The organism is Photobacterium ganghwense (assembly GCF_003025595.1).
GTDB classification, from domain to species: domain Bacteria; phylum Pseudomonadota; class Gammaproteobacteria; order Enterobacterales; family Vibrionaceae; genus Photobacterium; species Photobacterium ganghwense.
The window spans coordinates 1-23,569 of the sequence record NZ_PYMI01000010.1 but is presented as its reverse complement, the minus strand read 5'-3'; the positions used below and the strand labels follow the sequence as shown (position 1 = coordinate 23,569).

Below are 23,569 nucleotides of genomic sequence, written 5' to 3'. Positions count from 1 at the left end.
TAGAGTAATTGTAGGCCTTTATTTTATCCTGATGTAAAACGTTTGCGCTAGGCCTAAAAATTAATATTTTCCTTGAAAAAAGCGTAATTTAGCGCGTTATTGACTTACGAGCTGGCGGGGAAAAGTGTGCTTCAGGTAGAAAAAAAGCCGGATGTCATCCGGCTTTTGTAAGAATGTTTCAGGCTTAATAAGAGGGGATAATTAATGAACCTGCTTACTGGTGTCGTTCGCGGCGTGTTCGAACAGGGCAGCAACATCAATGCTGTCAAAGTCATACGTTGTGCCACAGTAGTCACAGTGCAGGGAAACTTTCCCCTCTTCTGCCACGATGCGATCGATTTCGCTGCGCTCGATAGAAACGATAGCTGATGCGCTGCGCTCACGGGAGCAGCCACAATGGAAGCTCACGTCCTGCGGTTCGAACAGCTTCACTTCTTCCTGGTGGTACAGGCGGTACAGTACATCCTGCGCGTCCAGGCCGAACAGCTCTTCGTCTTTCACTGTCTCTGTCAGCTGCTCCAGGTGCTCAAAATCCCCTTCATGGCCTTTACCATCCGGCAGGATCTGCAGCAGCATACCGGCCGCTTTCGCTTCACCGTTCAGTTCGCCGGAGCGCAGCCAGATACGGGTTTGCAGCTGTTCGGAGTTTGCGAAGTACCCTTCCAGACAGGTTGCCAGTGAGTCGCCTTCCAGGCCAACGACGCCTTGGTAGCGCTCGCCTTTTGTTGGGGTAATGGTGATCACCAGGTGACCTTTACCCATCAGGTCGTGGATGTTGCCGCTTTCCGGTACATTACCTTCCCAACGTGCAACGCCACGCAGTTTCTGGTCGTGGTCGCCGTTGATCACTGCCAGTTTTACCGGGCCGTCACCTTGCAGTTGCACAGTGATCGAGCCTTCAAACTTCAGGGTCGCGGTCAGCAGGCTGGTGGTCACCAGCAGTTCGCCCAGCAGGGTTTTCACCGGTGCCGGGTATTCCTTGCTGGAAATGATTTGCTGATAAGTTTCGCTCAGCTGAACCAGTTCACCACGTACGGACACACCGTCAAACAGGTAACGGTATAGACTGTCTTTTGTCATTAGCTTGTTTTCTCCAGCAGAAGGTCAATCGCCAACATTTGCATCACTTTCGCCATCGTAACGAAACTATCGGCCGTTATGATGACCTAATGCCATTAATTGGAATTACTTTTAAACTTAATTATATCGCGTCGCTGTTTTTTATCCGGACGCTTGTCCGGACTCGGGCTGCCAAAGGCATGGAGCTTGCGCATCTGAGTGTGTTCTTCACGCTTCTTGATGCTGTCGGCTGTCTCCCGATACAGGGTTTGTGCTTCTGGCGCACCGCGGCGTGTATCCGATAGCTGCTCAACAATGACGGTTTTTTCCTCATTGCCCTGACGCAACCGGATTTCGGCACCGACTTCGACCAGCTTGCTGGGCTTGGAGCGTTGTCCGTTGTATTGCACTTTGCCGCCGTCAACCATGTTGCGGGCAAGTGAACGGGTTTTGTAAAAGCGTGCCGCCCATAACCATTTATCCAGACGGACCTGTAGGTTGTCAGAATTGGACTGATGTTGGCCCACTGTCTGCTCCTTACCCCAAAGGGCGCTAAAAGTACCACAATGCCGACACGGCGTCAGCAGGCGTTGAGAGTAAATAGATGGTGATAAGGTACTCAGATTTCAACGATAATCTGGGGAATAAATGACACTTAATGGCTAGTGTATTGATAGTAGATATAAATTTTCCGTGATCTCTTTTGGTATTATGTGATCATTTTAGTATTTAACGGTGCCGTTTTTAGCTTCTAACGGTATCCTGTGTAGTCCGGCCCGGTAACTGGCCTTTACTTTATTTCCGCAGGACGATGGACGTTTCATGGTAGCAGCAAATTGGATGGGGACATTGCAGTCTAAACGCTGGTTCTCCGTAACATCACTGACCCGTTTCCTGACCTGGTTTTTGGTCGTGATTCTTGCCTGGGTGCTGGGTCGCATGATCTGGGCCGCTGTGCAGCCGGCACCGCAGCCTGTGCGCTGGCAAGCGACGCCAGTCGCCCCCGCGTCGTCGGGACAAGAAAAAGGCAATGTTTCCGATGTGCTGGCCATGAACTTGTTTGGGCGCTATCAGGCGGATACGCCGGTAGTAGCGCCGAAGCAACCGGTGCAGAAGGATGCTCCGCAGACCAAGCTGCGGCTGACGCTGGTGGGGCTGGTGGCCAGCTCCAACCCGCATACCGCGCTGGCGGTAATCACCAATCAGGGGAAACAGAACACCTACGGTATCGGCGAGGTCATCGACGGTACGCGGGCCACGTTGCAGGCCGTGTTTGCTGACAGGGTGATTATCCGTAACAGCGGCCGGGATGAAACCCTGATGCTGGACGGTGTCGATTTCGGCAAGTCCGCCTCAGTCGCCACTCCGGCTCCTGTGGCGCGTCAACGTCCGGCTCCGGAGCCGGCTCAGCCTGCTGCCTCAGAACCCGGCGCTGAACCAGCCTCGGATTTGAGTCGCATTAAGCAGGAGATTCTCGAAAAGCCGCAGAACCTGTTCAGCTATATCCGGCTGTCTCAGGTACAGCGTGACGGCAACCTGATTGGTTACCGGGTGAATCCGGGCAAAGACCGTGCGCTGTTTGATGCGGTGGGGCTGAAAGCCGACGATCTGGCGGTGAGCCTGAACGGCAACGACCTGACCGATCCGGCCGTGATGGCCAAACTGTGGACTGAGCTGTCCAATGCCACAGATTTTACTCTGACTGTCGAGCGGGACGGTCAGCTACATGATATTTATATTGAGCTGCAATAGCGGCTCAAGGCGAACATGCGATAGCGCAGGAGTTTTGTGTGAAAAAATGGATGGGTAAAAGTGCCCTCTGGCTGGCGGGCAGCTTGTTGTGCAGCTCGGCAATGGCCAGCGAGTTTAGCGCCAGTTTTAAAGGGACCGATATACAGGAATTCATCAATATTGTCGGCCGGAATCTACAGAAAACGATTATCGTCGACCCGGCTGTGCGCGGCCAGGTGAATGTTCGCAGTTACGATTTGCTCAACGATGAACAGTACTACCAGTTCTTCCTGAATGTTCTGGAAGTGTACGGCTTTGCCGTGGTTGAAATGGACAACGGCGTGCTCAAGGTCGTGCGCGACAAAGATGCCAAAATCTCCGCCATTCCGGTGGTCGGTGACAGTCGGGTTAAAGGTGATGAAGTCGTGACCCGGGTGATTGCCGTGCGCAATGTCTCGGTACGTGAACTGTCGCCGCTGCTGCGCCAGCTGAACGACAACGCCGGGGCCGGTAACGTGGTGCACTACGACCCGGCGAACATCATCATGATCACCGGCCGCGCCGCGACCGTCAATCGCCTGGCTGAAATCATCGAGCGGGTGGACCGTGCCGGTGATAAAGAGATCGATGTTGTCGAGCTGCGTAATGCTTCGGCCGCCGAAATGGTGCGGGTCGTGGAAGCGCTGAACAAGACCGCCGATGCCAAGTCTACCCCGGAATTCCTCCAGCCGAAGCTGGTGGCTGACGATCGCACCAACGCGGTGCTGCTGTCTGGTGACCCGCAGGTGCGTAACCGCCTGAAACGCCTGATTCGCCAGCTGGATAAAGAAATGGCCTCGTCCGGAAACAACCGGGTGGTCTACCTCAAGTACGCCAATGCAGAAGACATGGTGGATGTGCTCAAGGGCGTGTCGGATAACCTGCAGGCGGAAAAACAGGGCAATGCCAAGACCCCGCCGGTCGGTAAAGCTGATGTCATGATTTCCGCCCACGTTGAAACCAACGCCCTGATTCTGACGGCGCCGCCGGATATTATGCGGGCGCTGGAAAACATCATTGCCCAGTTGGATATCCGTCGTGCGCAGGTGCTGATTGAAGCGATGATTGTGGAGCTGTCGGAAGGTGACGGCCTGAACTTCGGGGTGCAGTGGGGGTCGACGGACGGCGGCGTGATTCAGTTCGGTAACTCCGGCGTGCCGATTTCCCAGTATGCGGTCGGTCTGGAAGAAGCCAAGGAAACGACCCGTACCGAAACCTACATTGATGCCAACGGTATCGAGCAGACCCGTACTATCAGAGAAGACGGTGACTTCAGTACCCTGGCCAGCGTGCTGGGTGGCGTCAACGGCGCCGCGCTGGGGATCGTGATGGGCGACTGGACCATGCTGATCAATGCCGTGGCCTCTGACCGCCATTCCAACATCCTGTCATCGCCAAGTATCACGGTGATGGACAACGGCGAAGCATCCTTCATTGTCGGTGAGGAAGTGCCGGTGGTGACCGGTTCGACCTCCAGCGCCAACAACGATAACCCGTTCCAGACCGTCGAGCGTAAGGAAGTGGGGATCAAGCTGAATGTGACACCGCAGATCAACGAAGGGGACTCGGTGCAGCTGAAAATTGAGCAGGAAGTGTCCAACGTGCTCGGGGCCAACGGGGCCGTGGACGTTCGCTTCTCCAAGCGTCAGCTGACCACGTCCGTGCTGGTGAAAGACGGCCAGATGATTGTGCTGGGTGGCCTGATTCAGGATCAGGTCAATGAGAACGAGCAGAAAATACCGCTGCTGGGTGATATTCCGATTCTGGGCCACCTGTTCAAGTCCACCAACACCACCAAGGGGAAAACTAACCTGATGGTGTTCATCAAGCCGACCATTATCCGTGATGGCGTGACCGCCGATGGCCTGACCCAGCGGAAATACAACTATATCCGTGCTGAGCAGCTGTACCGGGCGGACAAAGGGCTGAAGCTGATGCCGGACGCCAAGGTGCCGGTATTGCCGAAGTACGGCAGTGATATTTCGCTGCCGCCGGAAGTCCGTGCCTTCGTGGCGCAGCTGGAGGAGGTTCAGTAATGGCTGAGGCAAGTCTGTCAGGTGAAATGCAACCGCTGGTGCGGTTGCCGTTCTCCTTTGCCAAGCGCCACCGGGTTGTGCTGGAAGCGGGTGAGCAGGGCATCACCCTGTATCACGGCGGCACTCTGTCTGCGGTGGTGCTGGCGGAAATCCGCCGGGTGACAGGCCGAAGCTTCTCACCCCAGCCGCTGGACGACAAAGCGTTTGAGCTCAAGCTGACTGAAGCGTACCAGCGGGATTCATCGGAAGCCCGTCAGCTGATGGAAGATCTCGGCTCCGACAGCGATGATTTCTTTGCGCTGGCAGAGGAGCTGCCGGAAACCGAGGACTTACTCGAGTCCGAAGACGACGCGCCGATCATCAAACTGATCAATGCCATGCTGGCAGAAGCCATCAAGGAAGCGGCGTCGGATATCCATATCGAAACGTTCGAGAAAGCGCTGTCCATCCGTTTCCGGGTGGACGGTGTGCTGCGTGAGGTGCTGCAGCCAAGCCGCAAGCTGGCTCCTTTGCTGGTGTCGCGGATTAAGGTAATGGCGCGCCTTGATATCGCGGAAAAACGGGTGCCGCAAGATGGCCGGATTTCTCTGCGGATCGGTGGCCGGGCGGTGGATGTGCGGGTATCGACCATGCCGTCATCGCACGGTGAACGTGTGGTACTGCGTCTGCTGGACAAAAATGCCACCCGTCTGGATCTGCACAGCCTTGGGATGACCCCTGCCAACCATGCCAGTTTCCGCCGCCTGATTGAGCGTCCGCACGGTATTATTCTGGTCACCGGCCCGACCGGTTCGGGTAAATCGACCACCTTGTATGCCGGCCTGCAGGAACTTAACGGGCACGAGCGCAATATCCTGACGGTCGAAGACCCGATTGAATTTGATATCGACGGCATCGGCCAGACCCAGGTTAACCCGAAAGTTGACATGACGTTTGCCCGGGGCCTGCGTGCCATTTTGCGTCAGGACCCGGATGTGGTGATGGTCGGGGAAATCCGTGACCTGGAAACCGCTTCCATTGCGGTGCAGGCATCCCTCACCGGTCACATGGTGATGTCGACCCTGCACACCAATACCGCGGTCGGTGCGATCACCCGTCTGCGCGATATGGGGATTGAGCCGTTTCTGGTGTCGTCGTCACTGCTGGGGGTACTGGCCCAGCGTCTGGTCCGGACCCTGTGTCCGAAATGCCGCCAGCCGTACGAAGCGGATGCCGAGCAGAAGAAATTGTTTGGCCTGGCACCGACTGACCCTTTAACCCTGTACCATGCCGGTGGCTGTGAAGCCTGTAATGCCAAAGGTTATCGCGGTCGGACCGGGATTCACGAGCTGTTGCTGGTAGATGAAAAAGTGCAGGAGCTGATTCACGCCGATGCCGGTGAAATGGCAATTGAAAAAGCCATTCGGGCCCATACCCCGAGTATTCGTGATGACGGGCTGGCGAAAGTCAAAGCCGGGATCACAACCCTCGAAGAAGTGATGCGCGTCACCAGGGAGGGCTAACGGATGGCGGCATTTGAATACAAGGCACTGGATGCCCGAGGCCGACAGAAGAAAGGCGTGCTGGAGGGCGATACTGCCCGCCAGGTTCGCCAGCAACTGCGTGAGCAGGGGCTGATCCCGCTGGAAGTGGCGCAATCGCATGAGCGGGAGAAGAAAAAAGCCAGTGGCGGTTTTCATCTCCGGCGCGGGATCAGCACGACTGAGCTGTCGCTGATCACCCGCCAGCTGGCGACGCTGGTGCAGGCGGCGATGCCGCTTGAAGAGTGCCTGAAAGCCGTTGCCGAGCAGAGCGAAAAGCCCCGTCTCAAGAACATGCTGCTGGCTGTGCGTTCGCGGGTGGTGGAAGGCTACACCCTGTCAGACTCAATGGCAGAGTATCCGCATATCTTCGACCAGCTGTTTCGGGCGATGGTGGCGGCCGGGGAAAAATCCGGCCACTTGGATACCGTGCTAAACCGGCTGGCAGATTACACCGAGAACCGCCAGCATATGCGCAGTAAACTGCAACAGGCGCTGATTTACCCGACCATGCTGACCCTAGTGGCGGTTGCGGTGGTGTCGTTCCTGCTGGCGACTGTGGTTCCGAAAATCGTCGATCAGTTCGTTCAGATGGGACAGGAGCTGCCGACCGTCACTGAAGTGCTGCTGGCAGCCAGTGATTTTGTCCAGAACTGGGGGCTGGCTGTCGTGATCGGGCTGGTGTGTCTGTTTGCGCTGCTCAAAGCGGCACTGCGGCGGCCGGATTTCCGGCTCAAGTGGGATCGCTGGGTCATGCACCTGCCGGTGATCGGCAAAGTTGCGCGGGGCCTCAATACCTCACGGTTTGCCCGTACTTTGTCGATCTGTACCTCCAGTGCTATCCCGCTGCTGGAAGGGATGAAAGTGGCCTCTGATGTCATGACCAACACCTGGGTCAATCAGCAGGTTCGCGAAGCGGCCGACAAGGTGCGTGAAGGCTCGAGCCTGCGGGTCTCCCTGGAGCAGACCCGCCTGTTCCCGCCGATGATGCTGCACATGATTGCCAGCGGTGAGCGCAGTGGGGAGCTGGAACAGATGCTGACCCGCGCCGCCGATAACCAGGATCGGGATTTCGAATCGCTGGTGAACATGGCGCTGGGCATTTTTGAACCCTTATTGATCGTCGCGATGGCTGGCATCGTGATGTTTATTGTTATTGCTACCCTAATGCCGATCATTGCTTTGAACAATATGGTCGGAATGTAATTTTTGGAGGTCTTTTCAATGCAACGCAAACAACGCGGCTTTACCCTGCTGGAAGTGATGGTTGTGATCGTCATTCTGGGCGTTCTCGCCAGTCTGGTGGTTCCAAACCTGCTGGGCAACAAGGAAAAAGCCGATCAGCAGAAAGTCGTGACTGACATCAGTGCGCTGGAGCAGGCACTGGACATGTATAAGCTGGATAACAGTGTGTACCCGACGACCGATCAGGGTCTGGAAGCGCTGGTAACTAAGCCGGCTTCAAGCCCTGAACCGCGCAATTACCGCAACGGTGGCTACATCAAGCGTCTGCCGCAGGATCCATGGGGGAACGATTACCACTATGTGATGCCGGGTGAGCACGGTGCTGTGGATATCTTCAGCCTAGGGGCGGACGGTCAGGAAGGCGGTGACGGGGTGAACACCGACATCGGCAACTGGAACATGCTGGACTACTGATCCCGATGACCAATCAACGCGCTGCCGGGTTTACCCTGATTGAAATTCTGCTGGTGCTGGTGCTGCTGGCAACCAGTGCCGTCGCGGTCATGATTTCCCTGCCAGAAAGCCGGGAAGACACCGTTCGCGAGGAGGCAGCGCGTTTTCATCACCTCATCCAGTTGCTGGGTGAGGATGCCCTGCTCAACGGCACCGATTACGGGGTCCGTATTGAGCGTCATGGGTACCAGTTTCTTCAGCTAACCGGTAGTGACTGGCAGCCGCTGACGGAATCCCGTTTTTTCACCAAAGTGGACGTGGATGAGTCGGTGCGGTTGGATCTCGAGGTCGGCAGTTTCTCCTGGCAGGATCAGGACAGGCTGTTCAAACCCGGCTCGCTGTTCAACGAAGACTTGTTTGCTGAACAAACTGATAAAGACAAAGTGAAACCGCCTCAGGTGGTCGTGATGGCCAGTGGGGAATACACCCCCTTTACCCTGAACTTTGAAGTGGAAGGGGAAAACCAGTTCTGGCGGGTTCAGGCGGATGAAGTCGGGCGGGTCTTTTTATTGCCGCCGGGCGAATCCATCAAGAGCCAGACCGAGCAGGAGGGCTTATGATACGTAAGCACCCGTCGCGCGCGCGCGGCATGACTCTGCTGGAAGTGCTGGTGGCACTGGCTGTGTTTGCGACCGCGGCCCTGAGCGTGATGAAAGCGGTCAGTCAGCACCTCAATACGCTGGGGTATCTGGAAGAAAAGACGTTTGCCGCTATGGTCGCGGACAACGAACTGGCTAAGGTCAGGCTGTCCGGGGAGATCCCGACTGCCGTTAAGCTCGGGAAATCCGAACTGGCCGGCCGGGAGTGGTACTGGTCCATTAAAAGCACCAAAACCGCTGACGGTTTTCTGCGGGCGCTGGATGTTACCGTCGCGACCGACGCTGAGCGTAAGCAGTCTATCGTGACCCTGAGAACTTATGTTGAGAATTAACCCATCAGCTCGCTCGCGAGTGAAACAAGCGGCGGGGTTTACCCTGCTGGAAGTGCTGGTTGCCATCGCAGTGTTTGCCATGCTCAGCCTGTCCGCTTATCAGGTGATGAACGGGGTGCAGCGCAGTGATGCCCAGTCTCGGGATCACAACGAACGGCTGCAGGAAATTCAGCGGGCGATGGTGATGCTCGACAACGATTTTCGGCAGGTGGTGCCGCGTAAGGTGCGGGATCAGGGGGAGCTGGTCAGCGATACCCTGCTGCGCAGCGGGGAGTACCTGCTGGATTCGTCCAGTCAGGGTATTCTGTTTACCCGTCTCGGCTGGCAGAATCCGCAGCAGATGTTTCCGCGCGGCGAAGTACTGAAAGTCGGCTACCGGGTGGTCGAGGGGACTCTGGAGCGGGTGTGGCTGCGCTATCCCGATACGGTGGTCGGTGCAGAGCCGCTGGTGCGGCCGATCCTGACCGGGGTCGAATCGGTCACTTTCCGTTTTTACAGTGACAAAACCTGGTCTGATGAATGGACTACCCCCGCCGCCCTGCCGGAAGGCGTGATGGTCAGGCTGACCCTGAAAGACTACGGTGAAATCGAGCGGGTGTATATGTTGCCGCACTCGGCGCTGGAAGCCAGTGATACGTAAGGGGCTGAGATGAAACAGCAAAAAGGTGTCGCCCTGATCGTCGTGCTGATGTTAATGGCGCTGATGACGTTGTTGGCGGTACAGATGAGTGAACGGCTGCACCTGAATTTTTATCGGGTGGAAAACCAGATCCAGAATCAGCAGGCGTTCTGGTATGCCCAGGGGATGGAAGCGTTAGGCAAAGTCGCCATCGAGAAAAGTCTGGCGGACAGCGAGACGGTGAACCTCAGTCAGGCATGGGCAACCCGTGGGCAGCGTTATCCGCTGGAAGGCGGCGAGGCCATTGGTGATATTGTCGATCGTCAGGCGTGTTTCAACGTCAATGCATTGTCCGGCATCCGTCCGGTGACGGGCAGCTCCGCCAAACCTTTTGAAGTGCGTGCGTTGCAGATGATTCTGGAAGAAGCCGGGGTCGAAAGCTACGACGCAGAAGTGGTGGCCGACTCGGTATGGGAATATGTCGATCCGGATGAAGCGGTGAATGCGGCTTTCGGGGCCGGTGACAGTACCTACGAAGGGTTTCGTCCGCCTTACCTGCCGCCACGTGACTGGATGGCAGATATTTCCGAACTGCGGGCGGTCAATGGCGTTAGCGCCGAGATTTACCAGTTAGCCCGGCCGTTGCTGTGTGCCATTCCCAGCAAGGAGTTGCGGGTGAATGTGAATACCCTGGATGAGAAACAAGCCGCCATTCTGGTGGGTCTGTTCTCTCCCCGGCTGGCGCTCAGTGATGCGCAGAAGCTGATTGCGGAACGTCCTTATGACGGCTGGAACAGTGAAGATGATTTTCTGGCTGATCCGGTGCTGTCCAGCATGGATGCCGAGGTGAAGAAACAGGTAAAGGCATTTATCAGCGTCAAAAGTGATTATTTTCAGTTAGACACAGAGATCCTGGTGGATCGTGCCAGGGTCCGGTTGGTGGCCTTGCTCAAACGAGATAGTGATAACAAGGTGACGGTTGTGCGTCGTCGTTATGGAGGAATCAGTGAGCGAAATTCTGACAATCAGGCTCAGTAGCCGTGCTGAACAGCCGGTGCAATGGCTTGTCTGGTCGCCACAACAACATGAAGTGATTGCTTCGGGCCAACTGGCGGATATCAGCCAGTTGGGCGAGATCGCGGAGTATGCTACCCAGCGTACGGTATATGCATTGGCCCCGGCCTGTGACGTGCTGCTGACGCAGGTGACGATCCCGGCCGGCAGCAGCCGTCAGCTTGGAGCGGTATTACCGTTCCTGCTGGAGGAAGAGCTGGCACAGGACGTTGACCATCTGCATGTGCATTTGCTGAAAAAAAGCGGTGACAGTGCTCAGGTCGCGGTGCTGGAACATCGTAAGATGGAGCACTGGCTGGCTGCATTGAGTGATGCCGGGATTGAAATCAAGGCTGTGGTGCCGGATTGTTTGTGTCTGCCGCTGTTTGATCAGGGGTACACCGCGGCTGAACTGGATGGTCTCTGGTTGATCCGTCAGTCTGAGATGCTGGGCATTGGTGCCGAAGCCGCGTGGCTACCGGCCTGGTTGTCTGCGCAGCAAACCCCGATAGTACCGCGGGCGGATGACGCGGATGAGGAAGCGCTTAACGAGCCAGCGGCGGATACTGCGTCAGATGACGCCACCGTGGCGTCCGGGACAGAGCTGCCGCGTGATCCGGAGCACCGGATTCACCACTACACGCCAGCACCGGCCGGGATGCCGGGGCTGTGGAAAGCGGAAACACCAGAGCTGGTGATGCAGTTGCTGGCACAGGGCGTCATCGGCCATAAGGCTAACTTATTGTCTGGCCCGTACAAGCTGCAACCGGCCTGGCGCAAGTACCTCAAACCGTGGCGGAAAGTGGCGATTGCAGCCGCTGTCTTGCTGGCGGTGGTGGGCACCGAACATGTGGTGTCGGTTCAGGCCAAAGACGCGCAGGCTGACGTATACCGGGCTGAGAGCGAGCGTATTTTCCGTCAGGTTCTGCCGCAGTTTCAGCGTATTCCGTCGGAGAGTTACCTGAAGCGTCAGATGAGCAGTGAATTGACCCGGTTGGGAGGTGGCGCCAATGACAGTGGTCTGCTGCCGTGGCTGGCCCAGCTGCAGCCATCGCTGGCGAAAGTTCCGCAGCTGACGGTGCAGAGCCTGAAATACGATCAGAATCGGGGCGAAATCCGGTTCCAGGCGGTTGCCGCCGAGTTCCAGCATTTTGAGCAATTACGCACCTTGCTTACCGAGCAGTTTGAGGTTGAGCAGGGGCAGTTGAACCGGGAAGGTAATCAGGTTACCGGCGCCGTCGTGGTAAGGAGAAAATCATGAAAGCCTGGTGGAACGGGCTCAGCCTGAGAGAACAGCGACTGGTTCTGGGGGGCGGTATCGCCCTGTTCATCGCGATATTGTACTGGGGGATCTGGCAGCCGATGGCTAACTCGGCTGCCAATGCCGAAACGCATCTGCAGCGGGAACGCCAGCTATTAAGTTGGGTCAGCCAGAAAGCGGATGAGATCGTCGCCCTGCGCGGGACATCCGGCTCAACCGGTTCGGTCAGTGATAAAGGGCTGAATCAGGTGATCAATGAAACAACCCGCCGGTTCCAGATTGAAGTGATTCGGATGCAGCCCCGCAGTGAAGCGGTGCAGGTGTGGGTGAAACCCGTGCCGTTCAACACCCTGGTCAACTGGCTGGCGTTTTTGCGTGATGAACATGGCATTGATACGCAGTTTCTCGATGTGACCAAAACCGACAGGACGGGTATGGTCGAAGTTAACCGCTTGCAGTTAGGGCGGGGGTAAGTGTGAAGTTTAAAGTCTTAACCGGCGTTTCATTTGGGGTGGTACTGCTGGGCAGTGCTGTGGCACATATTCCGGCCAGCTGGGTCTGGCAGCAGATACCGGCCGTACAGGGGCTGGATGTCGGCGGCATCTCCGGTACGTTATGGCAGGGCCGCGCGAGTCAGATTCGCTGGCAAGGAAAGAATTTTGGGCGTCTGCAATGGGACATGCATGTGCTGTCGTTGCTGACGGCCCGCTTGCAGTTTGATGTGCGATTCGGGCAGGGCAGTGACATGAACCTGACCGGCCGCGGGTTGGTGGGCTACAGTAGTCAGGGAGCGTTCGCTGAGAACCTGCTGGTGTCTTTGCCGGCCCGTGAAGTGATGCGCAATGTCCCAATGGCCCTGCCGCTGACCGTGGCGGGTAACCTGGAACTGACGGTGCGTGATTACCAGTTTGCCGCGCCGTATTGTGCGGAGCTGAACGGTGCACTGGCCTGGAGCGCAGCCAATGTGGGCTCGCCGATGGGCGGCGTGAATCCGGGACCGGTACTGGCTGATCTTCGCTGTGATCAGGGGAAAGTGCTGGCCGATATCCGCCAGTCTTCCACGGAGGTGTCGAGTGAATTTGCCCTGTCGCTGGAGCCGGGCAACCGCTATACCCTCAATGGCTGGTTTAAGCCGGGCGCTGAGTTTTCCCCGCAATTAGGCCAGCAGCTGAAATGGCTCGGTAATCCGGATCCCAAAGGGCAGTATAAAATCACCTACAGCGGACGCTTTTAACCAATACCCGACTCGCACAGTCGGGTTTGGGTTAACGTTTTCTTCATAAAATGCTTTATTTCCCCTCTCCGTTGCCATTAAATACGGTTTTCCCCTGGCTGCGGCGGTTGGCAGCAGCAAGTAGACAGGACAGGTCATGGCAGCAGACAAAAACAAACCAGAAATTCTGGCTACGGAAGTAGTCGCTCAGTCGCGGCTGTTTAAAATCGAGTCGCTGGATCTGCGCTTTTCAAATGGCGTTGAGCGAACCTATGAGCGGATGAAACCGTCAGGTCGTCATGCCGTGCTGGTGGTCCCGGTGACCGCGGAAGGTGATCTGTTGCTGATCCGCGAATATTCAGCCGGGACGGAGCGATACGAACTCGGCTTTCCGAAAGGCTTGGTGGATCATGGCGAACTGCCTTCCGAGGCCGCAAACCGTGAGCTGAAAGAAGAGATTGGCTTTGGTGCCCGTCAGCTTCAGCCGATGAAAGAGGTCGTGTTGGCCCCGTCGTATTTCTCCAGCAAAATGACCCTGTTTCTGGCGCAGGAACTGTACCCGGAACAACTGGAAGGGGACGAGCCTGAGCCACTGGAAGTGGTACGCTGGCCGGTCAATCAGGCAGAAGAATTGATCAGCCATTTGGATTTTGCCGAAGCGCGGAGCATCACCGCCCTGTTCCTGGCGTTGAAACATCTCGTGAAATAGGAGCGACAATGGACTTATCGAACCTATTACCTCAAGTAATTGATATTGCCCGTTCGTCCGGGCAGGTCATTCTTGATATTTACCAGCGTGGCCAGTTTGAAAAGCAAATCAAACAGGACAATACGCCGGTGACCAGTGCGGACTTAGCCGCGCATAAACTGGTGGTGTCCCGCCTGAGCGAACTGACTCCGGATATTCCGGTGCTGTCAGAGGAAGCCGCCGACATTCCGCTGGCAGAGCGCAGCCAATGGCAGCGTTACTGGCTGGTGGACCCGCTGGACGGGACGCAGGAGTTTATCGCCCGCAGCGGTGACTTCGCCACGATCATCGCGCTGGTTGATAACCACAGGCCGGTGATGGGGGTCGTGTATGCTCCGGTATCCGGCGTGGTGTATTACGCTTATCAGGGCAAGGGCGCCTGGAAGACCACCCCGGAAGGGGAAACCGTGCGGATTTCAACCCACAAACATGAGTTGCCGACACAGTCCATCGCGGTGGCGATCAGCCGCCGCCAGAACATTCGCGCCATTACCAGCCGGCTGGATCCGGCGCTAAATTACGATCTGGTCCCACTGGGGTCAGCCGCGCTGAAAGCCTGTTTGGTGGCCGAGGGTGCTGTTGACTGCTATTTGCGGTTGGGGCCAACCGGGGAGTGGGATACGGCAGCCACCCAGTGCATTGTCGAGGAAGCTGGCGGACGTATCCTCAATACTCACCTGACGCCGCTTTCCTATAACGAGCGGGATACGCTGGAAAACCCGAACTTTATTACCCTGGGTGACGAGAGCTTGCCATGGGCATCCATTCTGACGCCGGACAACCGGATGATGGAACTGAAGTAAGCCTGCGCGCAAACCCCATCCACAGACAGCGATTGAATAAAAAAACGGAGCCTTTTGGCTCCGTTTTTTTATGGGACAGTGACAGGGGGCAGAGCATTGAGGACAGCGAGGTTAACGATGATCTTCGCTGACTTCAGCGGACCCATGCTGCTTTCAGAACAGCCGGTTCAGGCCATTAAGCGCCGCCACCCGATAGGCTTCTGCCATGGTCGGGTAGTTGAAGGTGGTATTGACGAAATATTCAATGTTATTGCCTTCGCCTTTCTGCTCCATGATCGCCTGACCGATATGGATGATCTCGGCGGCACGCTCACCAAAGCAGTGGATCCCGAGGATCTCTTTGGTTTCGCGATGGAACAGGATCTTCAGGCTGCCGACGTCGGTGCCGGCGATCTGGGCCCGGGCCAGGTGTTTAAACTGGGAACGGCCAATCTCATACGGCACTTTCTCGGCGGTCAGCTCCTGCTCGGTTTTGCCAACGGAGCTGATCTCCGGGATGGTGTAGATACCGGTCGGGATATGATCGATAAGCTTGCCTTCGGCCTCACCGTTGGCGATGGCCTGAGCCACGAAGCGCCCCTGATCGTAGGCGGCACTGGCCAGGCTTGGGTAGCCAATGACATCACCGACCGCGTAGACGTGCTCGGCATCGGTGCGGTAATTCTGGTTCACTCTCAGCTGGCCGCGGGAGTCCGGGGTCAGGCCTACCTTGCTCAGGTTGAGGCGATCGGTGTTACCGGTTCGGCCGTTGGCATAGAGCAGGCAGTCAGCCCGCATTTTTTTGCCTGACTGCAGATGCAGAATCACGCCGTCACCGGTATCTTCAATCTTCTCGTAAGTTTCCCCGTTGCGGATCATCACCCCGTTGTTCCAGAAGTGATACGACAGCGAGTCAGAAATTTCATTGTCGAGGAATTCCAGCAACCGGTCACGGGTGTTGATCAGATCGACCTTGACCCCAAGGCCGCGGAAAATCGAGGCATATTCGCTACCAATAACCCCGGCTCCGTAGATGATGATATGGCGCGGGTCATGCTTGAGCTTAAGAATAGAGTCGCTGTCGTAAACCCGGCTGTGGCTGAAATCCACATCAGACGGGTGATACGGACGTGAACCGGTGGCGATGACAAATTTGTCGGCGCTGTACTGCTCGTGGGTACCGTCCGGTTTGCGCACGCTGATGGTGTGGCTGCCGGTGAAGCTGGCTTCGCCAAAAATGATGGTGCACTGATTACGGTCGTAGAACCCCTGGCGCATTCGGGTCTGCTTGCTGATCACATCTTCGGCATGCCCCAGAATCTGGCTGAATGTACTGTGCAGACTGGAGTTATTCTTGCAGTACAGCGGATTTTGGTTGAACTCGATGATCCGGCTGACGGCATGGCGCAGGGCTTTAGAAGGAATGGTGCCCCAGTGGGTACAGCCTCCGCCGACGCGATCTTCCCGTTCAATAATGGCGACATTGAAACCGGCTTTGGTCAGCCCCATCGCGGCTCCTTCGCCGCCCGGACCGCTTCCGATGATAATGGCGTCAAAGTGTTGGGTATGGGGTTGTTTGCTGTTTATCATTGCTGAGCCTTTCTTATCATCCTTGCAACATTGCTGTGTGGTCATTTTAACTTTTTATAAAAGCAGGTAAAATCAGCGGGCAGTGATAGATAGGGAATGATCACGTTGTGACGTCAATAAGCCGTGAAAAGTGACGGATTTTGACGGCGGGGTTTGTTGCGGGGCTTGCGATGGAGAGTGTGAGCCAGTAGAAAAACTGGCAAATCGTGCTTTGATAAAGGTTCTGTCAGGAATTACTATGTTTTGATGGCTGTAGGAAAGCGCGTATAGTGGGCATCAAACTTGACGCAAGACAATCATAAGAGAAGCAACAAATCCATGGGTATCAGGGCTCAGCAAAAAGAAAAAACCCGCCGCTCACTGATTGACGCTGCATTTAACCAGTTAAGCGCTGAACGCAGTTTTTCGAACCTTAGCCTGCGGGAAGTGGCCAGAGAGGCCGGGATTGCCCCAACATCGTTTTATCGTCATTTCAAAGACATGGATGAACTGGGTTTAACCATGGTGGACGAAGGGGGGTTGATCCTGCGCCAATTGATGCGTCAGGCTCGCCAGCGTATTGCCAAAGAAGGCAGTGTAATCCGCACCTCGGTAGAAACCTTCATGGAGTTTATCGAGAGCAGCCCGAACGTATTCAGGTTACTGCTTCGCGAGCGCTCCGGAACGTCGCCGGCGTTTCGGGCCGCCGTTGCTCGGGAAATTCAGCATTTTGTGGCTGAACTGACGGAGTACCTGGAAGCAAAAACCGGGGTGACGCATGATGAAGCCTATACCCAGGCGGAAGCATCGGTCACGCTGGTGTTCAGTTCCGGTGCAGAAGCACTGGACTTAGATAGCCATGCTCGCGCTGAGCATGCTGAAAGATTGATTATGCAATTGCGAATGATTGCGAAGGGTGCCTATTGGTATCGCAAAGAGCGTGAGCGTCGAGAGCTCAGGCAGAAACTCTAACTTTATTATCTTGGTGAAAGGATATGAACAAGGATCAAATTAAAGCTGAACGCAAAACACTGGTGCTGTCGTTGCTGGCTGGTCTGTGTGGTAATGCGACCCTGGCTGTACTGACTTCAAGCGCTGTGTCTTTCTCTGTCTTCCCTGTGATTGCGTTTGCGCTGGCTGTGTACTGCCTGTATCAGGAGTACCTGAGCAAACCAATGGCAGAAGGTACGCCGGCGATTGCTTTTGCCTGCTTCCTGGTAGGTGCGTTCGGTTACTCTGCGTTCTTGCGTGCGCAGACGCCGGAAATGGGCTCAAACTTCTTGCCGCTGATGATCGCGCTGGGCCTGCTGTTCTGGGTAGCCTACAAGCTGGGTATCATGAAAACAAAAGCAGAAGTTCAGGCAGAAGCGGAAGCGTAAGCCCCTTCTTTCAGACACGGTTCTGTAAAAACTCAAAAGGCACCTTTCGGTGCCTTTTTGCTATTTGGGGTTAATGCTTTTACCCAAATGGTGGTTTGCTCGGCGGTTATTTGCGCTCTAGCAGTACACCGGCTTCCATGTGATGGGTGTAAGGGAACTGGTCAAACAGGGCAAAGCGCGTAATGCGGTGCGTCTCGCCAAGGATCTCCAGGTTCTCTTTCAGGGTGTCCGGGTTGCAGGAAATGTACATGATACGCTCATAGCCCTGAACCATACGGCATGTGCCTTCATCCATGCCCGAACGCGGCGGATCGACGAAGATGGTGTTGCAGTTGTAGCTCTGCAGATCAATGCCCTGATCTTTCAGGCGGCGAAACTCGCGGCGGCCTTCCATCGCTTCGGTGAACTCTTCCGCTGACATACGGATGATTTGCACGTTCTCAATCTGGTTTACCGCAATGTTGTACTGTGCAGAGTCAACGGACGGCTTTGCCAGTTCGGTAGCCAGCACGCGGTCAAAGTTCTTGGCCAGTGCCAGCGAAAAGTTGCCGTTGCCGCAGTACAGCTCCAGCAGGTCACCATCGCTGTCTTGGGTGCAGTCAACGGCCCATTCCAGCATTTTCTGCGCAACTTCGCCGTTTGGCTGAGTGAAGCTGTTTTCAACTTGTTTGTACGTCAGAACCTGATCGTGAACGTTCAGTTTTTCGATCACGAATTCCTGATCCAGTACGATTTTCTGTTTGCGTGCGCGGCCAATGAAATTCAGCTTGAAGCCTTCATCGTTCAGGCGCTGTTTCAGTGCTTTGGCTTCACGAACCCATTCGTCATCCAGTTGACGGTGATACAGCAGGGAAACCAGAATCTCACCGCTCAGGGTAGAGAGAAAATCAACCTGGAACAGCTTGTGGCGCAGGGCTTTGACCGGTTTCAGGGCGTCAACCAGCAGAGGCATCAGATCATTAATCAGGCGGCTGGCCGCCGGAAACTGATCCACGCGGTATTTCTCGCGGGTTTCCTGATTGAACATGATGTAGTACAGGTCTTCGCCTTCATGCCAGACCCGAAACTCGGCACGCATGCGGTAGTGCTCAGCAGGTGAGGCAAAAACCTCCAGTTCCGGGGTATCGAAATCTGCGAAGATATTCTGGATACGCGCTGCTTTCTCATCAAGCTGAGTCTGGTACTCAGCCGGATTGATTGCGGTGGTTGCCATAGTGGTTGCCTCAAACTGCTCAAAATAAGAGCGCAAGATTTTATTGCATTGTTGACCGATGTCCAGTGTTGAGCCGGATAAAAATGGTGTTACGAGCGATTATTCATAATCAATAGCAAACGGAACTAGACATTAAGGGAAGGGATAACTAGCATTCGCAGTGCGCTGGTTTGCCTGATAACAGGCAGGGGAATGCGGTGAGAATCCGTGACTGACGCGCAGCGGTGATAGAGAACGAAAGCACAAGGACGTTAGTTCCGAACACTGCTTCTGCAGACGGTGCAATGCTGTCGATTGAAGTGGGAAGTTGTTGCCTAGGTGGTTGTCCAACCATGCTCTTAAGTCCGAAGACCGACCAGTGTACCGAGTAGCCCCGCTACTCAGTAATTAACGCGACTTAAGGTATCCAAATAATGAAAAAAACGCTTTTAGCAGTGGCGTTGGCACAAGTGTGTCTGTCGTCTGGTGTCATGGCCACCCAGCAAGCCGATGAAGTCATGGTGGTGACTGCCAACCGTTTTGAGCAACCTGTCAAAAATGTGATTGCTCCTGTATCTATTGTCACCAAGGAAGAGATTGATGCCATCCAGGCGAAATCGTTGTCTGAAGTGCTGCGTCGTCTGCCGGGTGTGCAGGTTGTTTCCGCAGGATATGGCCAGACAACGGAAGTGTATGTGCGGGGTACTTCATCCCGTCATTTGCTGGTGATGATCAACGGTGTCCGTATTGGCAGTGCCACGCTGGGCTCGGCGGATTTCAGCCAGATTCCACTGACCGGCATTGAGCGGATCGAGTTTATCCGTGGTGCACGTGCGGCGCTGTATGGCTCTGATGCGGTCGGTGGGGTGCTGAATATCATTACCACTTATCAGCCGGGTGAAACACTGGCCGAAGTTACCGCTAGCGCGGGTAGTGATGACTACTATCAGCTGGGCGGTTCTGTTGCCGGTAGTCTGGGTCAGCAAAGCTGGGGTAAGCTGGCGGTCAAAGGTGAGGAAACCAACGGGTTTTCGGCACGTAAAGCGCCTTATGAGCAGGACAAAGACGGTTATGAGAGCCGTAACGTCGTGGCGGAGATTGGTACCCACCTGAATGACAACCTGAAAGTCAGCCTGCAAGGTTATTACCATGAAGGTGAGACCGAGTACGACGGTGGTTTCTTCGATTCGTCCGGTAACCTTATTTCCACACCGGATGCCCAGAATGAAAGCAAACTGTATAACGTGGCCGCTAAGGCAGCGTATCAGCGTGATCAGTGGCAGAGTGAGCTGACCATTGCTCAGAACCAGGATGAAGCCCGTGACTTCAGCGCGGTGAGCAGCGGCAGTACCATCAAAACCAAACGCAATGTCGTGAACTGGCAAAACCACTACCAGCACAATGAGTCGCTGGAGTTTGGCGGGGGTGTTGAGTGGTACCGTGACAAAGTGTCCAACACGACGACCAATTACAGCAAGGACGAGCGTGATAATACTGCGGTGTATCTGACCTCGGTGCTGCGGGATCCGAGCAGTCTGCAACTGGAAGGCAGTGTGCGGTATGACGATAACGAAAGTTACGGTGACCACACTACCTGGCAGGTTGCCGCAGCCTATGATGTTGTGTCTGCCATTCAGTTGTCTGCCAATGTCGGGACGGCGTTTAAGGCACCGACCTTTAATGACCTGTACTGGCCAAACTCAGGAAACCCGAACCTGACACCGGAAGAGTCAACCAACTATGAGCTGGCTCTGGCAGGATCTTATTCTCTGCTCGACTGGCGGGTTGCTGCGTATCGCTCTGAGATTGATGATCTGATTGCCTGGGCACCTGATGCGACTAACCCGAGCATCTGGAAACCGATGAATGTCAATGAAGCGACGCTGCAAGGGGTAGAGTTGACGGCAGGCTTTGCGACTGGGCCTTTATATCATGATGTCAGCTACGACTATCTGGATGCAGAAGACAAGGCAACCAAGAATCAGTTAGTACGCCGTTCTCGTCATAGTGCGAAGTGGAATGTCTCTTACCTGCTGGAACAGTGGCAGTTTGATGTCAGTGCGATTTACAAAGGCACCAGCTATGAAGACGCAGCCAATACCAATAAGCTGGATGCTTATACGCTAGTGGATGTGGCTGCCAGCTATAACGTCAGTGATAACCTGATTTTGCGTGGCCGGGTCGCCAATCTGTTTGATCACGATTATGTGGCCAAAGAGTCGTACAATGTTCAGGAACGCAGTTACTTTGCTACTGTAACCTATCAGTTTTAATCTGCCATGGAGCCACCTTCGGGTGGCTTTTTACATTATGAAACCTATCAAAACTATGGTCAGCTGGTCTTCCGGCAAAGACTCGACATTGACACTGATTCGTTTGCTTGAAGACCCGGCTTTTGACGTGGTCGGTCTGTACACCACCTATCTGGAAGATGAAGTCCCGTTTCAGGCCACGCCCATTGATGTCGTTCGTCGTCAGGCGGCATTGACCGGGTTACCTCTGGTGATGATTCCGTTGCCTGAGATTTTTCCGCCGAATGAGGTATACCAGGCATGTGTGGTCGATGGGCTGCGGAGCAGTGGGCTGGAGATAGAAGCTGTCGCGTTTGGCGATATGTTCTGTAATGGTATTGCCGAATACCGGCGCAGTTATATAGAGCCTGCCGGTTGGCAGTGTGTGTTCCCGTTGATGGGCGAAGACAGCGCTAAGCTGGCCGATGAGATTCTGGTACGCGGAATCCGGACACTACTGACCACCGTGGATACCCACCAGTTACCTGGCGAGTTCTGTGGGCAGTGGTATAGTCGGGAGCTGATTCATCGTCTGCCAGCTGGCGTTGATCCCTGCGGTGAAAACGGAGAGTTTCATACCCTGGTAACGGAAGCCCCGTGCTTTCAAGGCGTACTCAAACTGACGCTCTGCCATATTGAGCGTCAACATCGGTTCCATTACCAGCGTTATTTACCGAATGCATGATGACAGTAAAATGAGGAAGGCTTTTGTGCGCCGGCAGGGTTTCGCAGTATTATTAGCGTTCTCAGAGAATACAAAGCTAGGTTAATCGTGAAGCGGGTACTGATTTTTGATTCTGGCGTCGGAGGCCTTTCTGTTTATCAGGAGATCTATGCGCAGCTGCCGGACGTTCAATATATCTACGCATTTGATGATGCAGCGTTCCCATATGGTGAACTGCCGGAATCAGAGTTGATTGAACGTACCTCATATATAGTGAACCTGCTGGTGGCACGGCATCAGATCGATTTGGTGGTTGTGGCTTGTAATACCGCCAGTACTATAGTGTTGCCCACCTTACGGGGTCAGCTGACTATCCCGGTAGTCGGTGTGGTACCTGCGATTAAACCCGCGGCGTTGCTAAGTCAGCAGAAAGTGATTGGTTTACTGGCCACGCCCGCGACTGTTCAACGCGCGTATACCGACAGCCTGATCCGCCAGTTTGCCCGCGACTGTGAAGTGTTGCGAATTGGCTCAACCCGTTTAGTGGAAATGGCAGAACAGAAACTGCGAGGAGAGGCTGTTGACCTTGAGGAGTTACGGGAGATTCTATCCCCGTGGCGTCAGAGAGTAGACTGCATCGTGTTAGGCTGTACCCACTTTCCGCTGATCAAAGCTGAAATCCAGCAGGCATTTGAACAACCGGTCCAGATTGTAGATTCCGGGAAGGCGATAGCCAATCGGGTAAAAGCCCTATTAGGTGAGATACCTTGCGAGCGGAAAGAGCCTAACCTTACATACAACAGTGCCGCCGTTTTACCGGCGGCACTGAATACGAGTTTGCAGGCTATGCAGCTCCAGACGATTAAAAGTCTGGATTATCCTCGTTCTTAGGTTCGTTCGCTTCACGCACTTTGAGTGTCCGCTGGCCGTATTCTTTGTTATTCAGTGCCGCAACGGCCTGATCGGCATCCCGGATATTCATTACCACAAAGCCAAATCCCCGACGTTTACCCGTTCGCTTGTCTTTCATCAGGCGGACGGCAAACACTTCCCCATACTCAGCAAACAAGTCTTTCACATCACTTTCGTTAGCTCGATAAGGCAGGTTTCCGACATAGAGCGTTTTACTGGCCTGGTTGATATCGTCAGGAGATGAGGTTGAAGTTGGAATGACTGAAAGGATAAAAGCAGTACAGATAGAACCTAACGCAAAAGCAATACCGGAGGAAAAAGGCAGGAAACTAAAAATAATGCCCCCGACAACTGCGATTGCGAGAATCGGCATGAGAGTTTGATTGGATAATTTCATAATAGAACTACATCGTCATAAGAATTATAAGAAGGCGTTATTGGTTATTTTAACAACAAGGTCACATTGATATTACTTTCATTGACTTGGAATTACTAGCAAGTCAATGTGACGATCCTCTAATGTTGATTTTAGAGGCGTATATTTCACATTAGTTGAAATAATGACCGCTCGATATTTTTTTTCAAAAAAACACTTGTCAGTGTGCGCGAAGTCTCTATAATGCCGCCTCACTGACACGGAGCGCGGCGAAATAAGCCAGCGACGTGAAAGAAAAGTTCTTTAACAATTTGACCATGCAATCTGTGTGGGCACTCGTGAACTGATAGTCAAAAAGATTTATCGATAAACTGAGTGACCAATTCAAAATGACTTCGGTTATTTTGGCACAGTCAATTTAATTCAGTATTCATCGAGCCAAAACTTTAATTGAAGAGTTTGATCATGGCTCAGATTGAACGCTGGCGGCAGGCCT

The 23,569-nt window shown here is 54.7% G+C and carries 24 protein-coding genes and 1 riboswitch; of the genes, 19 read left to right on the top strand and 5 right to left on the bottom strand.

Annotated features, from left to right (window positions below; translation table 11 throughout):
• Nucleotides 1-201: 201 nt before the first annotated feature.
• Together hslO and hslR are read right to left on the bottom strand one after the other, a co-directional pair.
• A complete protein-coding gene (hslO, locus tag C9I92_RS22715) occupies nucleotides 202-1,080 on the bottom strand; it encodes an Hsp33 family molecular chaperone HslO (RefSeq protein WP_047887092.1) in 879 nt (292 codons plus the stop codon).
• A gap of 95 nt (nucleotides 1,081-1,175) precedes the next feature.
• The gene (gene hslR / locus C9I92_RS22710; RefSeq protein ID WP_047887093.1) at nucleotides 1,176-1,586 is read right to left on the bottom strand and encodes a ribosome-associated heat shock protein Hsp15; all 411 of its coding nucleotides are present in this window, start codon (nucleotides 1,584-1,586) and stop codon (nucleotides 1,176-1,178) included.
• Between the two features lie 295 nt (nucleotides 1,587-1,881).
• Here hslR and gspC point away from each other — a divergent pair, with 295 nt between their 5' ends.
• The 14 genes from gspC to cysQ all read left to right on the top strand — a co-directional run bounded on the left by gspC (nucleotide 1,882) and on the right by cysQ (nucleotide 14,711).
• Entirely contained in the window at nucleotides 1,882-2,811 is a 930-nt protein-coding gene (gspC, locus tag C9I92_RS22705; protein WP_047887094.1) for a type II secretion system protein GspC, read from the top strand.
• 38 nt (nucleotides 2,812-2,849) lie between these two features.
• Nucleotides 2,850-4,865, top strand: a complete 2,016-nt coding sequence (gspD, locus tag C9I92_RS22700) for a type II secretion system secretin GspD (RefSeq protein ID WP_047887095.1) — start codon at nucleotides 2,850-2,852, stop codon at nucleotides 4,863-4,865.
• A complete protein-coding gene (gene gspE, locus C9I92_RS22695; protein WP_047887096.1) occupies nucleotides 4,865-6,367 on the top strand; it encodes a type II secretion system ATPase GspE in 1,503 nt (500 codons plus the stop codon). The genes gspD and gspE overlap by 1 nt, the downstream gene beginning before the upstream one ends.
• 3 nt (nucleotides 6,368-6,370) lie before the next feature.
• Nucleotides 6,371-7,591 (top strand): type II secretion system inner membrane protein GspF, encoded by a 1,221-nt coding sequence (gene gspF, locus C9I92_RS22690; RefSeq protein ID WP_047887097.1) that lies wholly within the window; start codon nucleotides 6,371-6,373, stop codon nucleotides 7,589-7,591.
• An 18-nt stretch (nucleotides 7,592-7,609) separates the two neighbouring features.
• Nucleotides 7,610-8,044: a type II secretion system major pseudopilin GspG gene (gene gspG, locus C9I92_RS22685; protein WP_047887098.1), complete on the top strand. Its 435-nt coding sequence runs from the start codon at nucleotides 7,610-7,612 to the stop codon at nucleotides 8,042-8,044.
• A gap of 5 nt (nucleotides 8,045-8,049) precedes the next feature.
• Nucleotides 8,050-8,643 (top strand): type II secretion system minor pseudopilin GspH, encoded by a 594-nt coding sequence (gene gspH / locus C9I92_RS22680; protein ID WP_047887099.1) that lies wholly within the window; start codon nucleotides 8,050-8,052, stop codon nucleotides 8,641-8,643.
• The gene (gene gspI / locus C9I92_RS22675) at nucleotides 8,640-9,014 is read left to right on the top strand and encodes a type II secretion system minor pseudopilin GspI (RefSeq protein ID WP_047887100.1); all 375 of its coding nucleotides are present in this window, start codon (nucleotides 8,640-8,642) and stop codon (nucleotides 9,012-9,014) included. Before gspH ends, gspI begins: the two co-directional genes overlap by 4 nt.
• A complete protein-coding gene (gspJ, locus tag C9I92_RS22670) occupies nucleotides 9,001-9,654 on the top strand; it encodes a type II secretion system minor pseudopilin GspJ (protein WP_047887101.1) in 654 nt (217 codons plus the stop codon). The genes gspI and gspJ overlap by 14 nt, the downstream gene beginning before the upstream one ends.
• A 9-nt stretch (nucleotides 9,655-9,663) precedes the next feature.
• Entirely contained in the window at nucleotides 9,664-10,671 is a 1,008-nt protein-coding gene (gspK, locus tag C9I92_RS22665; protein ID WP_047887102.1) for a type II secretion system minor pseudopilin GspK, read from the top strand.
• Nucleotides 10,640-11,947, top strand: coding sequence for a type II secretion system protein GspL (gene gspL / locus C9I92_RS22660; RefSeq protein ID WP_248827396.1), 1,308 nt, complete (start codon nucleotides 10,640-10,642; stop codon nucleotides 11,945-11,947). Before gspK ends, gspL begins: the two co-directional genes overlap by 32 nt.
• The gene (locus tag C9I92_RS22655) at nucleotides 11,944-12,420 is read left to right on the top strand and encodes a type II secretion system protein M (RefSeq protein WP_047887104.1); all 477 of its coding nucleotides are present in this window, start codon (nucleotides 11,944-11,946) and stop codon (nucleotides 12,418-12,420) included. Before gspL ends, C9I92_RS22655 begins: the two co-directional genes overlap by 4 nt.
• Nucleotides 12,421-12,422: 2 nt before the next feature.
• Entirely contained in the window at nucleotides 12,423-13,181 is a 759-nt protein-coding gene (locus tag C9I92_RS22650) for a type II secretion system protein N (protein ID WP_047887105.1), read from the top strand.
• A gap of 136 nt (nucleotides 13,182-13,317) precedes the next feature.
• Nucleotides 13,318-13,869, top strand: a complete 552-nt coding sequence (nudE, locus tag C9I92_RS22645; RefSeq protein ID WP_047887106.1) for an ADP compounds hydrolase NudE — start codon at nucleotides 13,318-13,320, stop codon at nucleotides 13,867-13,869.
• Between the two features lie 8 nt (nucleotides 13,870-13,877).
• Nucleotides 13,878-14,711 (top strand): 3'(2'),5'-bisphosphate nucleotidase CysQ, encoded by an 834-nt coding sequence (cysQ, locus tag C9I92_RS22640; RefSeq protein WP_047887107.1) that lies wholly within the window; start codon nucleotides 13,878-13,880, stop codon nucleotides 14,709-14,711.
• Between the two features lie 153 nt (nucleotides 14,712-14,864).
• On the opposite strand, the gene sthA is transcribed toward cysQ, so the two are convergent.
• Nucleotides 14,865-16,280, bottom strand: a complete 1,416-nt coding sequence (sthA, locus tag C9I92_RS22635; RefSeq protein ID WP_047887108.1) for a Si-specific NAD(P)(+) transhydrogenase — start codon at nucleotides 16,278-16,280, stop codon at nucleotides 14,865-14,867.
• Nucleotides 16,281-16,598: 318 nt separating this feature from the next.
• Here sthA and fabR point away from each other — a divergent pair, with 318 nt between their 5' ends.
• Both fabR and C9I92_RS22625 read left to right on the top strand, forming a co-directional pair.
• Nucleotides 16,599-17,231: an HTH-type transcriptional repressor FabR gene (gene fabR / locus C9I92_RS22630; protein ID WP_047887109.1), complete on the top strand. Its 633-nt coding sequence runs from the start codon at nucleotides 16,599-16,601 to the stop codon at nucleotides 17,229-17,231.
• 23 nt (nucleotides 17,232-17,254) lie between these two features.
• Nucleotides 17,255-17,638, top strand: coding sequence for a YijD family membrane protein (locus tag C9I92_RS22625; protein WP_047887110.1), 384 nt, complete (start codon nucleotides 17,255-17,257; stop codon nucleotides 17,636-17,638).
• Nucleotides 17,639-17,744: 106 nt separating this feature from the next.
• Here the strand turns inward: C9I92_RS22625 and trmA are convergent, their stop codons facing one another.
• A complete protein-coding gene (trmA, locus tag C9I92_RS22620; protein WP_047887111.1) occupies nucleotides 17,745-18,851 on the bottom strand; it encodes a tRNA (uridine(54)-C5)-methyltransferase TrmA in 1,107 nt (368 codons plus the stop codon).
• A 149-nt stretch (nucleotides 18,852-19,000) separates the two neighbouring features.
• A riboswitch (cobalamin riboswitch) is annotated at nucleotides 19,001-19,225 on the top strand.
• Between the two features lie 39 nt (nucleotides 19,226-19,264).
• On the opposite strand from trmA, the gene C9I92_RS22615 reads away from it, so the two are divergent.
• From C9I92_RS22615 to murI, 3 genes are all read left to right on the top strand, one after another.
• A complete protein-coding gene (locus C9I92_RS22615) occupies nucleotides 19,265-21,103 on the top strand; it encodes a TonB-dependent receptor domain-containing protein (RefSeq protein ID WP_047887112.1) in 1,839 nt (612 codons plus the stop codon).
• A gap of 37 nt (nucleotides 21,104-21,140) precedes the next feature.
• Nucleotides 21,141-21,806, top strand: a complete 666-nt coding sequence (locus C9I92_RS22610) for a Dph6-related ATP pyrophosphatase (RefSeq protein ID WP_047887122.1) — start codon at nucleotides 21,141-21,143, stop codon at nucleotides 21,804-21,806.
• Between the two features lie 84 nt (nucleotides 21,807-21,890).
• The gene (gene murI / locus C9I92_RS22605) at nucleotides 21,891-22,676 is read left to right on the top strand and encodes a glutamate racemase (RefSeq protein ID WP_047887113.1); all 786 of its coding nucleotides are present in this window, start codon (nucleotides 21,891-21,893) and stop codon (nucleotides 22,674-22,676) included.
• Here murI and C9I92_RS22600 read toward each other — a convergent pair.
• Nucleotides 22,648-23,094, bottom strand: a complete 447-nt coding sequence (locus tag C9I92_RS22600) for an RNA recognition motif domain-containing protein (protein WP_047887114.1) — start codon at nucleotides 23,092-23,094, stop codon at nucleotides 22,648-22,650. The two genes, murI and C9I92_RS22600, sit on opposite strands and share 29 nt — an antisense overlap.
• Between the last annotated feature and the right edge of the window lie 475 nt (nucleotides 23,095-23,569).